Annotated in this window: 14 protein-coding genes; 9 read left to right on the top strand and 5 right to left on the bottom strand. The window is 71.1% G+C overall.

What is annotated here, in order from left to right; translation table 11 throughout:
• Positions 1-12 precede the first annotated feature (12 nt).
• Genes ACFV9W_RS02615 through ACFV9W_RS02635 form a run of 5 tightly spaced genes read left to right on the top strand, consistent with a single transcriptional unit; the run spans position 13 to position 4,282 of the window.
• Positions 13-1,374, top strand: coding sequence for an MFS transporter (locus ACFV9W_RS02615; protein WP_385754800.1), 1,362 nt, complete (start codon positions 13-15; stop codon positions 1,372-1,374).
• A complete protein-coding gene (locus ACFV9W_RS02620; protein ID WP_385754802.1) occupies positions 1,371-2,474 on the top strand; it encodes a mandelate racemase/muconate lactonizing enzyme family protein in 1,104 nt (367 codons plus the stop codon). The genes ACFV9W_RS02615 and ACFV9W_RS02620 overlap by 4 nt, the downstream gene beginning before the upstream one ends.
• A gap of 38 nt (positions 2,475-2,512) precedes the next feature.
• Entirely contained in the window at positions 2,513-3,361 is an 849-nt protein-coding gene (gene catA / locus ACFV9W_RS02625; RefSeq protein ID WP_385754804.1) for a catechol 1,2-dioxygenase, read from the top strand.
• A gap of 28 nt (positions 3,362-3,389) precedes the next feature.
• Positions 3,390-3,674, top strand: a complete 285-nt coding sequence (gene catC / locus ACFV9W_RS02630; RefSeq protein ID WP_385754807.1) for a muconolactone Delta-isomerase — start codon at positions 3,390-3,392, stop codon at positions 3,672-3,674.
• Positions 3,671-4,282: a hypothetical protein gene (locus ACFV9W_RS02635; RefSeq protein WP_385754810.1), complete on the top strand. Its 612-nt coding sequence runs from the start codon at positions 3,671-3,673 to the stop codon at positions 4,280-4,282. Before catC ends, ACFV9W_RS02635 begins: the two co-directional genes overlap by 4 nt.
• 8 nt (positions 4,283-4,290) lie before the next feature.
• Here the strand turns inward: ACFV9W_RS02635 and ACFV9W_RS02640 are convergent, their stop codons facing one another.
• The 3 genes from ACFV9W_RS02640 to ACFV9W_RS02650 all read right to left on the bottom strand — a co-directional run bounded on the left by ACFV9W_RS02640 (position 4,291) and on the right by ACFV9W_RS02650 (position 6,872).
• Positions 4,291-5,670, bottom strand: coding sequence for an aminopeptidase C (locus tag ACFV9W_RS02640; RefSeq protein WP_385754812.1), 1,380 nt, complete (start codon positions 5,668-5,670; stop codon positions 4,291-4,293).
• A 138-nt stretch (positions 5,671-5,808) separates the two neighbouring features.
• On the bottom strand, positions 5,809-6,195 hold the full coding sequence (locus ACFV9W_RS02645) for a VOC family protein (RefSeq protein WP_385754813.1): 387 nt from the start codon (positions 6,193-6,195) through the stop codon (positions 5,809-5,811).
• A 98-nt stretch (positions 6,196-6,293) separates the two neighbouring features.
• Positions 6,294-6,872: a DUF5655 domain-containing protein gene (locus ACFV9W_RS02650; protein WP_385754814.1), complete on the bottom strand. Its 579-nt coding sequence runs from the start codon at positions 6,870-6,872 to the stop codon at positions 6,294-6,296.
• A gap of 169 nt (positions 6,873-7,041) precedes the next feature.
• Between ACFV9W_RS02650 and ACFV9W_RS02655 the strand changes: the two genes are divergently transcribed.
• The 4 genes from ACFV9W_RS02655 to ACFV9W_RS02670 are packed head-to-tail and all read left to right on the top strand — an operon-like array spanning position 7,042 to position 11,436.
• Complete coding sequence (locus ACFV9W_RS02655; RefSeq protein WP_385754817.1) at positions 7,042-8,244, top strand: FAD-dependent oxidoreductase; 1,203 nt, start codon at positions 7,042-7,044, stop codon at positions 8,242-8,244.
• A gap of 47 nt (positions 8,245-8,291) precedes the next feature.
• The gene (locus tag ACFV9W_RS02660; RefSeq protein ID WP_385754821.1) at positions 8,292-9,725 is read left to right on the top strand and encodes a rhodanese-like domain-containing protein; all 1,434 of its coding nucleotides are present in this window, start codon (positions 8,292-8,294) and stop codon (positions 9,723-9,725) included.
• A complete protein-coding gene (locus ACFV9W_RS02665) occupies positions 9,722-10,594 on the top strand; it encodes a sulfite exporter TauE/SafE family protein (RefSeq protein WP_385754825.1) in 873 nt (290 codons plus the stop codon). The genes ACFV9W_RS02660 and ACFV9W_RS02665 overlap by 4 nt, the downstream gene beginning before the upstream one ends.
• Before the next feature lie 41 nt (positions 10,595-10,635).
• Positions 10,636-11,436, top strand: coding sequence for a GntR family transcriptional regulator (locus ACFV9W_RS02670; protein WP_385754829.1), 801 nt, complete (start codon positions 10,636-10,638; stop codon positions 11,434-11,436).
• 9 nt (positions 11,437-11,445) lie between these two features.
• On the opposite strand, the gene ACFV9W_RS02675 is transcribed toward ACFV9W_RS02670, so the two are convergent.
• Together ACFV9W_RS02675 and ACFV9W_RS02680 are read right to left on the bottom strand one after the other, a co-directional pair.
• The gene (locus ACFV9W_RS02675) at positions 11,446-12,183 is read right to left on the bottom strand and encodes a class I SAM-dependent methyltransferase (RefSeq protein WP_385754832.1); all 738 of its coding nucleotides are present in this window, start codon (positions 12,181-12,183) and stop codon (positions 11,446-11,448) included.
• Between the two features lie 178 nt (positions 12,184-12,361).
• Complete coding sequence (locus ACFV9W_RS02680) at positions 12,362-12,973, bottom strand: TetR/AcrR family transcriptional regulator (RefSeq protein WP_385754835.1); 612 nt, start codon at positions 12,971-12,973, stop codon at positions 12,362-12,364.
• Positions 12,974-13,152 lie beyond the last annotated feature (179 nt).

The following is a 13,152-nucleotide window of genomic DNA, read 5'->3' on the forward strand; positions in this document are numbered from 1 at the left end:
CGAAGGAGACGCATGACCTCGACCGGAACCACGTCCCGCAAGCCGAGCGTGCTCAGAGTCGGCCTCGCCGCCGGCGTCGGCACCTCGCTGGAGTTCTACGACTTCGCGATCTACGGCACCGCCGCCGCCCTGGTGTTCGGCGAGCTGTTCTTCAAGACGGGCGACGCCTGGTTCGGCACGTTCATGAGCCTGGCGACGTTCGCGATCGGCTTCCTCATGGCGCCGCTGGGCGCCGCCCTGTTCGGTTCGCTGGGCGACCGGCGCGGCCGCAAGGTGGCCCTGCTCGCGGCGTTCGTCGCGATGGGCGCGGCCACCTTCGCCATGGGTGTGCTGCCGCCGTACGCCGCCATCGGCATCGCGGCACCGGTCCTCCTGGTGCTGCTGCGCCTGGTGCACGGCGCGGCGCGCGGCGGGGAGAACGCCGGTGCCGCGGTGTTCGCGATCGAGCACGCGCCGGACCGGCGGCGCGGCCTGTACGGCTCGTTCGTCGCGATCGGCTCGCCGGTCGGCTCGATCCTCGCCAACCTGGCGTTCGCCCTGGTGCTGCTGCTCCCGGAGGACGACGTGGTCGGCTGGGGGTGGCGGATCCCGTTCCTCGTGGGCGGCCTCGTCGTCCTCGTCGGCCTGTGGATCCGCAAGGGCGTCGCCGAGAGCCCGGTCTTCCAGGAGATGGCGGACAAGGAAGGCGGTCAACTGCCCTCCCACTCCCCCGTATTGGAGGTCCTTCGCACCAACTGGCGGCGAGTGGCGCTCACCGCCGGTGTGAACATCGGCCTCAACGCCAGCACGTTCGCGCTCGCCACCTTCATGCTCTCCTACGCCACCGCCGCCGCGCCCGAGGGCCTGGGCCTGCCCCGGCAGCCCATCGTGAACGGCAGCCTGATCGGGCTGCTGTGCCACGCCCTGCTGAACGTGGGCTCCGCCTGGCTGTCGGACCGGATCGGCCGCAAGCCCGTGATGATCGTGGGCGCGCTGCTCTCCCTGGCCTCGGCCCTGACGATGTTCCACGTCACCAGCGTGGGCACGGTCGCCGCCGTCAACACGGCCGTCATCATCGGCTTCTCCGCGACCGGCCTGCTGTTCGGCCCCATGTACACGTACTTCGCCGAGCTCTACCCGCGCGAGCAGCGCCAGTCGGGGCTCGGGGTCGGCTTCCACGTCGGCGCCGTGCTCGGCGGCGGCATCTCCCCGATGGTCGCGAACCGGATCATCTCGGGGACGGGCGACGCCCTCAACGTCGGCTACTACCTGGCCGCGCTCCTTCTCCTCACGCTGGCCTGCCTGTTCGCCCTCCCGGAGACGGCGCCGGCCCGTACCTCCGAGCGGGAGCGGGCCCCGGCCGCCCCCGAGCCCGTCACTCCAGGAGCACGATGAAGATCACCGCGATAGAAGCGATCCCCTTCGCCATCCCGTACCGAAAGCCCCTGAAGTTCGCCAGCGGCGAGGTGCACACCGCCGAGCACGTCCTCGTCCGCGTGCACACCGACGACGGCCTGACCGGGACGGCGGAGGCGCCGCCGCGGCCGTTCACGTACGGCGAGACGCAGGCGTCCATCGTCGCCGTGATCGGGCAGCTCTTCGAGCCGCAGCTGCTCGGCCTCTCCCCCGTCCGCCGCGAGGCCGTGCACGCCCGTCTGAACCGCACCGTCGGCAATCCGACCGCGAAGGCCGCGATCGACATGGCGCTGTGGGACATCGTCGGCCAGGCGGCGGACCTGCCCGTGTCCGAACTCCTCGGCGGCCACGGCGACTTCATGCGGGTCTCGCACATGCTGGGCTTCGCCCCGCCGCAGCAGATGGTGGACGAGGCGCGGCGGATGCGGGACACGTACGGCATCACGACGTTCAAGGTGAAGGTCGGCCGCCGCCCCTACCGCCTCGACGTCGAGGTGTGCCGGGCGCTGCGCGAGGCGTTCGGCGACGAGGTCGAGCTGTACGTCGACGGCAACCGCGGCTGGACGCCCTCGGAGGCGGCGCGTGCCCTGCGCGCCATGGACGACCTGGACCTGACACTGGCCGAGGAGCTGTGCCCGGCCGACGACGTGCTCGGCCGCCGCCGGCTCGTCGAGAGCTGCCCGGTCCCCTTCGTCGCCGACGAGAGCGTCACCCGCACCGGCGAGGTGACGCGCGAACTGCTCGGCGGCTCGGCCACCGCCATCAGCATCAAGACGGCCCGCACCGGCTTCAGCCACTCCCAGCGCGTGCTCTTCGAGAGCGAGGGGCTCGGCGTGGAGGTGGTGATGGGCAATCAGATCGACGGCCAGCTCGGCTCGTTGTGCTCGGTCGCCTTCGGTGCCGCGTACGAGGCGACCTCGCGCCGGGCGGGCGAACTCTCCAACTTCCTCGACATGACGGACGACCTGCTCGCCGAACCGCTGCGCATCAGCGAGGGCACACTGCGCGTCCGCGAGGGCGCGGGCCTCGGCATCGAACTCGACACCGAGAAGCTGAACCGCTACCGCCAGGACATCTGAATCCCCTTCCGCATCCCGCATCCTCAAGGAGCCGCATCATGACCACGTCCACCGAGCAGGCCACGGCCTCCGCGTCGGGCAACGCCGCCACCGCCGCGTTCGCCCAGAAATCCCGCTCCGGCGCCGCCAGCAGCACCGAGCGCGTCGACACCCTCGCCTCCGAACTCATCGCCGCCGTCCATGACATCGTCCGCCGCCACAAGGTCACGTACGCCGAGTACGACGCGCTGAAGGCGTGGCTGATCCAGGTCGGTGAGGACGGCGAGTGGCCGCTGTTCCTCGACGTGTGGATCGAGCACGTCGTCGAGGAGGTCGCGAACGAGTCCCGCGAGGGCTCCAAGGGCACGATCGAGGGCCCCTACTACGTGCCGGACGCGCCCGAACTGCCCGCCGAGGCCACGCTCCCCATGCGCCCCGACGAGCAGGGCACACCCCTCGTCTTCCAGGGGCAGGTCACCTCCGTCGACGGAACTCCGCTGCCCGGCGCGCGCGTCGAGATGTGGCACGCCGACGACGACGGCTACTACTCCCAGTACGCCCCCGAGCTCCCCGAGTGGAATCTGCGCGGCACCGTCGTCGCCGACGCCGAGGGCCGCTTCGCCATACACACCATCGAGCCGGCGCCGTACCAGATCCCCACCGACGGCTCCTGCGGCAACCTGATCGCCGCCGCGGGCTGGCACGCGTGGCGCCCCGCCCATCTGCACCTCAAGGTGTCGGCGGCCGGCCACCAACTCATCACCACCCAGCTGTACTTCAAGGGCGGCAGCCACATCGAGGACGACATCGCGCAGGCCGTGAAGCCGGAGCTGGTCCTCGCCCCGACCACCGCCACGAACGGCACGGGACACGAGGTCACCTACGACTTCACCCTCGACCCCGCCTGACACTGAAACCGATTCGAGGAGCCCGGCCATGCTGTTCGCCGTCAAGATGGACGTCCACATCCCCACCGATCTCGACCCCCAGGTACGCGCGGACACCATCGCCCGCGAGAAGGCGTACTCCCAGGAGCTCCAGCACAAGGGTGTCTGGCGGCACATCTGGCGCTGCGTGGGCCAGTACTCCAACCTCAGCGTCTTTGACGTCCGCGACAACGACGAGCTCCACGACATCCTGTGGGGCCTGCCACTGTTCCCGTACATGTCCCTGGAGGTGACACCGCTGGCCGCGCACCCGTCGGACATACTGCGCGAATGACGTCTGCGCTTCCCGCAGGGCTCGCGCTCTGCCATGACCTCACCCCGACGACATGGGTGCGCGCGGCCCTGCCGGACTTCGCGGCCGGCATGGTCGGCTCACTGCTGCCCGCCGGGTACGAGCGGTACGTGCGGGTGCTGCACCCGGCCGACTGCGACGGGGACGGGCCCGGCGAGGGCACGCTGCCGGGCCCGCTCGCGGCACCGCTGGCGGAGATCCTGGCGGTCGGCACGGCCACACCCCGGGACTGCTTCTTCGGGGTGTGGGAGGGATGCGGTTACCTGGAGGACGACCGGAGTGCGGTCGATGTCACGGGCGCGCCCCGCCTCGAACTGCCGCACCGCGGATACGCCGTGTTCCATGGCCCGCTCACCGCGGTGACGGCCCTGTCGCTGGATCTCGTCGGCGAACTCGGCGAGCCGGCCGACGTGGAGGACGCCCTCGTCCCCGACCTGTGGTGGCCGGCCGACCGCTCCTGGTTCGTGCACGGGGACACCGATCTCACGGCGACGTGGATCGCCTGCTCCGCCGCGACGGCGGAGCAGCTGCTCGCACACCCGGACCTTGAGGCCGTGCCGATGGACCCGGCCTCACCGGTGCTCCCCTGACTGTCCGGTCAGTCGGCGAGCGCGCCCATCGGGTCCCAGGCGGGCAGCACGATCGGCGGCTCGTCGAGGGCCGCGGACAGCTCCGGTGGGAGCGCGGAGCGGCGGACCGCGACCTCGAAGACATGCTCGCCGAACCACGAGTCGTTCATGGTCCAGAAGCCCTTGTCGGCCTTCTCGTCGCCCCAGCTGTTCTCGACCCGCCAGCGGCGCGGCACGCCGTCGACCACGTCGACGCCGGTGAAGAGCATCGCGTGGGTCATCTGCGTCTCGTGGTGGAGGAGCCGGTCCGCCTTGTCGAGGTCGAACGGCGCGTCGTAGACGGCCTCGTAGTCGAAGAGTTCGGCGTCCCAGATCCCGAGGTCGGGGCGCATCTGCTGGGCGACGTCGCACCCGAACCAGACCGGTTCGCCGCCCACCACGGCCTCCATGGTGAGCCGCTTGAGCAGGTCGACGTCCGCGTTGAGGTACACCACGGGCGGGGCCTCGACGACATTGCCGAGGTGCTCGACGGTGAACGTACGGCCGACGGGGCTGGACTCGCGCGGATCGTGCACGAGACACACGTACTCGTCGAGGGGTATCTGCACGTACGCGTCGGCGAACTCGGTCGGTGTCAGCCAGCCCTCGCGGTGGAACTCCTGGTCGCTGTCCCGCCACTGCCACAGGAACGTCCGGGGCGGCGTGCCGAGGTGGATGCTGAGTACGCGGTGGACGGCGCCGAGCACCTCCGCCTTGCGGGCGCGCTGCGCCTCGACGCCGTCGGCCGCCGCGCGGCGCACGTCACGGGCTCCTTGGCGGAGCAGGCTCATCAGGGCCCGGTTCATCGGCCCGGTCGCCGACGAGCTCTCGGTCTCCGGCATCGCCGACTTGGGTACGAGGCCGTGCTTGGCGACCAGCGCCACGAACATGTTCCACTGCCCGCCGTCGCTGATCGGATCGCCGAGCAGATGCGCCACGGTGCGGTCGTCGACATCCCGGTCCGAGGTGTCGATGACACTCTCCAGGAAGTGGTTCGCGCGCTCGAACTTGTCCCACCACAGCACGTAGTTCTGGGAGAACTCGAAGTCCTTCACACCGAGTTTGCGCGCGGCGCCCACGCGCAGCAGATTGAGCCCGGCGAACATCCAACAACGGCCGCTGCGCTTCTGGTTGGTGACCTTCCAGTCGTCCAGGTGGTGCGAGACGGTGTGGTCGATCGCCGTGACGATCCGCCGGTCCAGTGCGATGTCGTCGACCGTCGTCTGCGTCACGGCGTTCTGCATCAACCGGTTCGCCGGACGAGCGGCGAACTCCTTCTCATACCCCGCGATATGAGCGGCGGTCAGGCCCCGGTCGCCGTCGGCGGAAGCGTCGGTGGAGCGAGAGGTGTGCGGGTGTCCGAGCGTCACAGTATCCGCTTCCCGTTCTTGAATCGGCCCGTGCTCACGCGGGGCCTTCGGCAGGTAAAAGGGGTAACGCGCTCTCACCGTCGCACGGCCGTTCTAGCCAGTCAACGGACCAACCCGCACGGTAGTTGGCCCCGCCACTCAGTTCTCGGCGTCCTGCGGATACCACCGCAGTTCGACCGTGTTCCCGTCCGGATCCTTGACGTACACGGACTGCGCCTGCCCCCGCGCACCCCACCGCGGCACGGGCCCCTCCAGAACCTCGAACTCCCCCGAGTCGATGACCTGCTGCCAGTCGAGCGGGTCGACGACGAGGCAGAAGTGATCGACGTTGGACTCGACCCGAGCGGCGGCGAACAGGTCGATGACGGTGCTGCCGTCGATCCGCACGGACGGGAACGGCACCTTCCCGGCCCGCCACTCCTCCACCCGCTCGGGCGCGAGCCCCAGGCGTCCGGTGTAGAACTCGAGCGACTTGTCGACGTCGGCCACGTTCAGCACCAAGTGATCAAGAGCTTTGACACGCATGGGTTCCGTCCCCGTTTCTGTCGGCTGCTTACTGCTGGCCTGCTTAGCCCAGCAGCAGCCCGACGGCAAGGACTATTCCCGCCGCACCCCGCCACCGCTCACGTATTCACGTCGTACGCCCTCCCCAACACCCGCGCGAACTCCTCGTCCACCTCGCCGACTTCGCCCAGCGGGACCCGCAGGCCCATCTCGTCACCCATCCCCTTCGCCGTGAGCAGGCGGCCCGCCGGCTGCTCCCCCGGCAGCCGCAGCCCCACGTCGACGCGGGTGCGGGTGGTGGGGCGGATGCGGGCGAAGGTGCGGCGCGGTCCGACGAGGGCCACGAACGTCTTGCGTGCCTGGATCGTCACCTGTTGCAGCTCGGCGGCGCGCAGGAGAACCGCGTCGAGTACCGGCCGCAGCTCCGGCCGGTCGGCGTACTGCGCGTCGATCAGGTCGTCCGCGCTCTGCCGCAGGAAGTCGGGGTAGCCGAAGGTCTCGTGCACCAGGAGCATCTGCGCGTACCCGGTCACGCCCCGCGCGCCCAGCCACTCGCGCAGCTCCTGTTCGCCGTCCGGCGCCAGCTCCCGGATGCGTCCGGTCCAGGCCGTGAGCGTCTCCCCGGTGCCGCGCTCCAGCAGCCCGATCTGCCACTCCCGCATGTCCTGCCAGGACTTGATTCTGGGGGTCTCCGCCATGGGGTCACCGTATCGATCGCGGGCGTCGACAGCAGGGCAGCGGCAGCGCGGCAGAAGCACAGCGGGCTCAAATGTACGTACAGCTTGCGCCAGAATCCCCACAGCCACTTGTACGTCGCGAGGAAATCGACCTAGCGTAGATGTACGTACATTATCGGGAGGGATTCTCTTGGTGACCAAGCAGCACCACCGGACGGTGATCGTGGGTGGCGGCTCGGCCGGGATTTCGGTCGCGGCGCGGCTCCGGCGCGCCGGTGAGCGGGACGTCGCGGTCCTCGACCCGAGCGAGCGGCACTACTACCAGCCGCTGTGGACGCTGGTCGGCGGCGGACGGGCGCCACTCAAGGAGAGCGTGCGGCCGCAGGGCTCCGTGATGCCGAAGGGGGTGCGGTGGATCCGGCGCGCCGCGGTCGCCGTCGACCCGGAGAGCCAGGAGGTGACCCTGGACGACGGCGGTGTCGTGCACTACGACCACCTCGTGGTGTGCGCCGGCATCCAGCTGGACTGGGGCGGCGTGCCCGGCCTCGAGGACGGACTCGGCCACAACGGCCTCTCCAGCAACTACCTGCCGCACACCGCGCCCGTGACCTGGCGTTTCATCCGCGACACCCGCTCCGGCAGCGCCGTGTTCAGCATGCCGCCCGGACCCATCAAATGCGGCGGCGCCCCGCAGAAGATCGCCTACCTCGCCGCCGACCACTGGCGCCGACAGGGCGTCCTCGGCCGGATGGACATCCACCTGGTGCTCCCGACGGACACCATCTTCGGTGTCCCGGAGTTCGCCCGGGTCCTGGAGGGCGTGGCCCGCCGGTACGGCATCCACGTCCACTACGGCAGCGAGGTCGCCGAGGTCCGCCCCGAGTCCCGCGAGGTCGTCGTCAGCGATCTCGGCACCGGCGACAAGACCACCATCCCGTACGACATGGCCCATCTCGTACCCCCGCAGAGCGCCCCGGACTGGATCAAGCGCAGTCCGCTCGCGGACGCCGCCAACCCGGCCGGCTACGTCGAGATCGACAAGCACACGATGCGGCACGTCCGCTACCCCAACATCTGGGCCCTCGGCGACGCCGGCTCCTCACCGAACTCGAAGACCGGCGCGGCCGTGCGCCAGCAGGCGCCCGTCGTCGTCGAGAACCTGCTCGCGACGGCACACGGCAAGGAACCGCTCGCCGTCTACAACGGCTACTCCTCGTGCCCACTGACCACGGCCCGCAACAAGATGCTGCTCGCCGAGTTCGACTACAGCGGCCGGCCCACCCCGTCGATCCCGCTGATCGACACCGTCCGCGAGCGCACCGACATGTGGTACCTCAAGCGGCACGGACTGCCGTTCCTGTACTGGAACCTCATGCTCCGCGGACTCGCGTGACCCCCACACCTCCCGCCGCCGGCAGCTTCACGACCCAGGAGTCCGTCATGCCCCAGGAGCCCGTCACCCACGACGGCACCGGCCCGCTGATATTCGAGCAGTTCTACCTCGACTGCCTCTCGCACGCCTCGTACCTCATCGGCGACCGCACCACCGGCCGCGCCGTCGTCGTCGACCCCCAGCGCGACGTCAACGACTACCTCGCCACCGCCGCACACCACGGCCTCACCATCGAGCGTGTCATCGAGACCCACGTCCACGCCGACTTCCTCTCCGGCCACCTGGAACTGGCCGCACGCACCGGCGCCCGCATCTCCTACGGCGCCGCCGCCGACGTCGCCTTCGACACCGACCCCCTCGCCGACGGACAGCACATCCGCCTCGGCGAGGTCGACCTGCAGATCCTGCACACCCCCGGCCACACCCTGGAGTCGGTGTGCGTCGTCGTCCGCGAGCACCCCGCCGACCCCGTTCCCTACGGCGTCCTCACCGGCGACACCCTGTTCATCGGCGACGTCGGCCGCCCCGACCTGCTCAGCGCGCGCGGCAGGTCCGCCGAGGAGATGGCCCGCGCCCTGTACCGCTCCACCCGCGAGCGCCTGCTCACACTCCCCGACGCGACCCGCGTCTTCCCTGCGCACGGGGCGGGCTCGGCCTGCGGCAAGAACCTCTCGACCGCGCTGAGCTGCACCATGGGCACCCAGCGCAGCACCAACTACGCCCTGGCCGACATGTCCGAGGACACCTTCGTCGAGGCCGTGACATCGGGCCAGTCCGCCGCGCCCGCCTACTTCTCGTTCACCTCCGCACGCAACCGCGAGACACGTCCGGTGCTCGACGAGGACGCACCCGTGCCCACACTCACCCCCGACGCCGTACGACAGTCCGTCGCGGGCGGCGCGACCGTCCTCGACACCCGCGCCCCGGACGACTTCGCCGCCACCCATCTGCCCGCCTCGATCAACGTCCCGCTCGGCGGCCGGTTCGCCGAACTCTGCGGCGAGGTCCTCCCGTCCGGCACCGACCTCGTCCTGTGCGGGGACCCCGCCACCGCGCGCGAGGCCCGCAACCGCCTCGCCCGCATCGGCTACGACCGGGTCATCGGCGCCCTGTCCGCCGACACACTGCCCACCGAACACACGGTCTCGATGCCGCGCGTCGAGGCAGCGCCCCTCGCCGACCGCCTGACGGAGACCCCCCGCCCCTTCACGGTGCTCGACGTACGCGGCCCCGGCGAGATCCACGACACCGGCACACTCCCCGGCGCCCGCCTCATCCCACTGCCCGAACTGACCGCCCGCCTAAGCGACTTGACGACCGACCAGCCACTCATCGTCGTCTGCGCCAGCGGCAACCGGTCCTCCGTGGCCGCCTCCGTGCTCCGGGCCCGCGGCTTCGACGCCGACGACCTGCGCGGCGGCTTCTCCGCATGGCACGGACCGGTCGAGCGCCCGGCCGACGGGGGCGGCGTCCGCGCGTGAGCACTCTGATCCTCGCCGTGCTCTGCGGCGCCGTCGTCGGCCTCGCCCTCGGCGGACTCGGCGGCGGCGGTGGCGTCCTCGCGGTCCCGGCCCTCGTCTACCTCCTGGGCGTCGACCCGGCCGACGCGGGCACCACCAGCCTGGTCATCGTCACCGTCACCTCGGCCACTGCCCTCGCCCGCCACGCCGGCACAGGAACCGTCCGCTGGCGCACGGGCGTCCTGTTCGCCGCGGTCGGCGCGGTGCCCACGATCGGGGCGTCGATGCTCGCGCACCGCCTCCCGCAGAACCTGCTGACCGGCGCGTTCGCCGTACTGGCCGGGGTGGCCGCCACGGTGATGCTGCGCGGCACCCGCGCCCGTGGCGACACGGCCCGGACCCGCCTGCCCGCACGGGCGACGGCGGGGCCCGCCCCCGCCGTCGTACAAGTCCAAGAGACAGAAGAGACGCAAGAGACACAGGGGACACGAGAGACGAAGACAGTCATCGAAGCCGACCGCGGCGGCCCGCTGCGCACCGCAGGCGCCGGGGCCGGGCTCGGTGCGGTGACCGGGCTGCTCGGGGTGGGCGGCGGGTTCCTCGCCGTACCCACCCTGGTGTCCGTGCTGCGGCTGCCGATGCGGGTGGCCGTCGGCACCAGCCTCGTCGTCACCCTCCTCAACTCTCTGGTGTCCCTCACCACGCGCCTGACCACCGAGGGCATCTCCATCGACCCGGCGGTGCTCGGCCCCTTCGTCGGCGCCGCGATCCTCGGGGCGTGGGACGCGAGGCGGCTCGCGGCCAGGCTGTCAGGACCGGCACTGCAACGCACGTTCGCGGTCCTGCTGCTCGCGACGGCGGCGTTCATGCTGGTGGACGCGTTCGCGTGAGCGGGTCCCGCCGTTTGCACCGCCTCCGTAAATCGACGAGCATGCATCCCGTGCCCACCAGCAGCTCACAGTCCGGCCCCCGTCCGCTCACCCGGTCCAAGGGCAGGCCGCTGTGGTCCCAGCTCCGCGCCGACCTGCTGCGGCGCCTCGAGGACGGCGAGTTCCGGGACGTCTTCCCCGGCGAGCACGACCTCGTCGCCGAGTACCAGGTGAGCCGGCACACCGTCCGCGAGGCACTGCGCACGCTGCGCGCGGAGGGCCTGGTCACGGCGCAGCGGGGCCGGGTGTCACGGTTCGCCGCCAGTCGGCCGCTGGAACAGAAGGTCGGCGAGGCGTACAGCCTGTTCCGCTCCGTCGAGGAGGTGGGAGCGGTCCAGCGCAGCGTCGTCCGCCGCCTCGACGAACGGGCCGACGGTGTCATCGCCGCGCGCCTCGGCCTGGAGGAGTCCACTCCCCTCGTCCACCTCGAACGCCTGCGCCTCGCCGACGGGGAGCCGCTCGCCGTCGACCGGGTCTGGCTCCCCGCGGACCTCGCCCGCCCGCTGCTGTCCGTCGACTTCACGCACACCTCGCTCTACGACGAGCTGGAACGCCACTGCCGTACGCACATCAGCGGCGGCTGGGAGCGGATCCGGGCCGTCGTGCCCACCCGCGCGGAACGCAAGCTGCTCGACTGCCCCGAGTCCACGGCGCTGTTCGCGATCGACCGGCTCGGCCACGACGCCGACCGCCGCCAGGTGGAGTGGCGCCAGACCCTGGTCCGCGCGGACCGCTTCGCGGTGGCCGCCGCGTTCTCGGCGGACGACGGCTACCGCCTGGGCGGCCCCGTCCCCACACCGTGACGCGGGCGCTCACAGCCGCCGCACACGCAGCACCCCGGTCCGCATCGGCAGGGTGAACTCGCCGTGGGCGGTCTCCGGCACACTCGCGAGGAAGCCACGGATCCGCCCCAACAGGGCCTCCCGCTCCCCTTCGGGCATGACCAGCACCCCCGCCCGCGTCGCGAGCGTCCGCACGAGCGAGTCCGCGGTACGGCGCTGCCCGTGCCCGAACTCGGCCTGCTCCGGCGCCCCGAACCGCGGAGCCGCCCCACGCTTCGGAAGGTGCATGCCCGCGGTCGCGGCACGCCAGGCGGCGGGAGTGTCACGGGGACCGACGGCCGCGGGTCCTGCGACCTGTGCGAGCCCGGCGACCCACTCCACCTCGTCGTCCATGAGGTTCCACAGCCCGGCCAGTACGCCGCCGGGCGCGAGGACGCGGGCGATCTCCGGCCCCGCGACCGCCATGTCGAACCAGTGCATGGCGTTCCCGGCCAGCACGACATCGACCGAGGCGTCCGGCAACGGAATCCTCTCCGCGCTCCCCGCCAGAGCCCGGACACCCGGCAGCGAGCGGCGCAGCTCGGCGAGCATGGCCGCATCCGGCTCCACGGCGACGACATCGGAGCCCAGCGCGTGGAGCGTGCCCGTCAGCTTCCCGGTCCCGGCCCCGAGATCGAGCACACGCGCCCCGGGCGCGACATCGAGCGCCCAACTCACGGCGTCCTGCGCGTAGTCGGGCCGATGCTCGGCATACGAGACCGCCGCCACCCCGAACGAGGAGGCGTGCCGATGCCGCTGCCGTTGCTCAGCGTCTCGTGCCTGTTTTACGTGCCTGGATGAGAACGGTTCGTGATCCACCGGGTCACCGTAGCCGTGCCGGGGCGGGTGGGCGAGAGGGCATGCGCAAGCCAACTCCCTTGCCATACGGGCCTGGTGGAGTCCAGGGCTACGCACGAGCCGCCCTCCGCACCGAACGCGGCCGGTACTCCACCACCGTCAGCGCCAACGACACATACCGCTCGACGAGTTCGTCGGGAGTCACCTCGCCGTCCGTGCGGTACCACTGCGCGATGGCGTTGCACATGGCGATCACGGCGCGGCGGGCGTCGTCCGGGTGAGGGGTGAGGAACACGCCCTCGGCGACGCCCCGTTCGATGACCTCGCGGAACTGCTGGGTGCCGCGTTCCTCGTTCTTGCGGTAGCGGGCGAGGTGTTCGGGTTCCAGGCTGCGGCCCTCGGTCAGCACGATGCTGCTCTTGACCGGGTGCTCGATACGGAACTGGACCGTCGCGGTGACCAGGGCTTCGAGCTGCTCGGCGGGGTCGTCGCCGGCTTCCTCGAGGGCGGTGCCGCAGGCGCCGAAGTAGGCGTCGAGGCCCTCTTCGAGGATGGCGACGAGCAGGTCCTGCTTGCCCTTGTAGTAGTAGTACAGCGCGGACAGGCTGACGCCCGCGCGCCCCGCGATGTCGCGGATCGAGGTGGCCCCGTAGCCCTGCTCGGAGAACTCTTCGCGGGCGGCCTCGATGATGGCCCGGTGACCTGCGGGGCGAGTGGACACGATGCTCCGATCTGCTGGGCCGCTCAGTCCGCCCCGCGACTGAACATTCGTAAAGCCGGCGACGGGAGCCGTTATCGTAGCGCCGTGTGTCCTCGGCGCCGAGCCCGCACCGGTCTCGTTTTGTGCCTAACGAACGTTCAGGGAAAGTGTCCGGCTCGGCGGCCCGCCCCCGTGCGGAC

The sequence above is a fragment of the Streptomyces sp. NPDC059897 genome (assembly GCF_042730865.1).
Lineage (GTDB): Bacteria > Actinomycetota > Actinomycetes > Streptomycetales > Streptomycetaceae > Streptomyces.

Coding starts and splice junctions, on each gene's coding strand:
- ACFV9W_RS02615 (WP_385754800.1), top strand. CDS start 13: ATGACCTCGACCGGAACCACGTCCCGCAAGCCGAGCGTGCTCAGAGTC.
- catA (WP_385754804.1), top strand. CDS start 2,513: ATGACCACGTCCACCGAGCAGGCCACGGCCTCCGCGTCGGGCAACGCC.
- ACFV9W_RS02645 (WP_385754813.1), bottom strand. CDS start 6,195: ATGCGTGTCAAAGCTCTTGATCACTTGGTGCTGAACGTGGCCGACGTC.
- ACFV9W_RS02650 (WP_385754814.1), bottom strand. CDS start 6,872: ATGGCGGAGACCCCCAGAATCAAGTCCTGGCAGGACATGCGGGAGTGG.
- catC (WP_385754807.1), top strand. CDS start 3,390: ATGCTGTTCGCCGTCAAGATGGACGTCCACATCCCCACCGATCTCGAC.
- ACFV9W_RS02620 (WP_385754802.1), top strand. CDS start 1,371: ATGAAGATCACCGCGATAGAAGCGATCCCCTTCGCCATCCCGTACCGA.
- ACFV9W_RS02670 (WP_385754829.1), top strand. CDS start 10,636: ATGCATCCCGTGCCCACCAGCAGCTCACAGTCCGGCCCCCGTCCGCTC.
- ACFV9W_RS02635 (WP_385754810.1), top strand. CDS start 3,671: ATGACGTCTGCGCTTCCCGCAGGGCTCGCGCTCTGCCATGACCTCACC.
- ACFV9W_RS02660 (WP_385754821.1), top strand. CDS start 8,292: ATGCCCCAGGAGCCCGTCACCCACGACGGCACCGGCCCGCTGATATTC.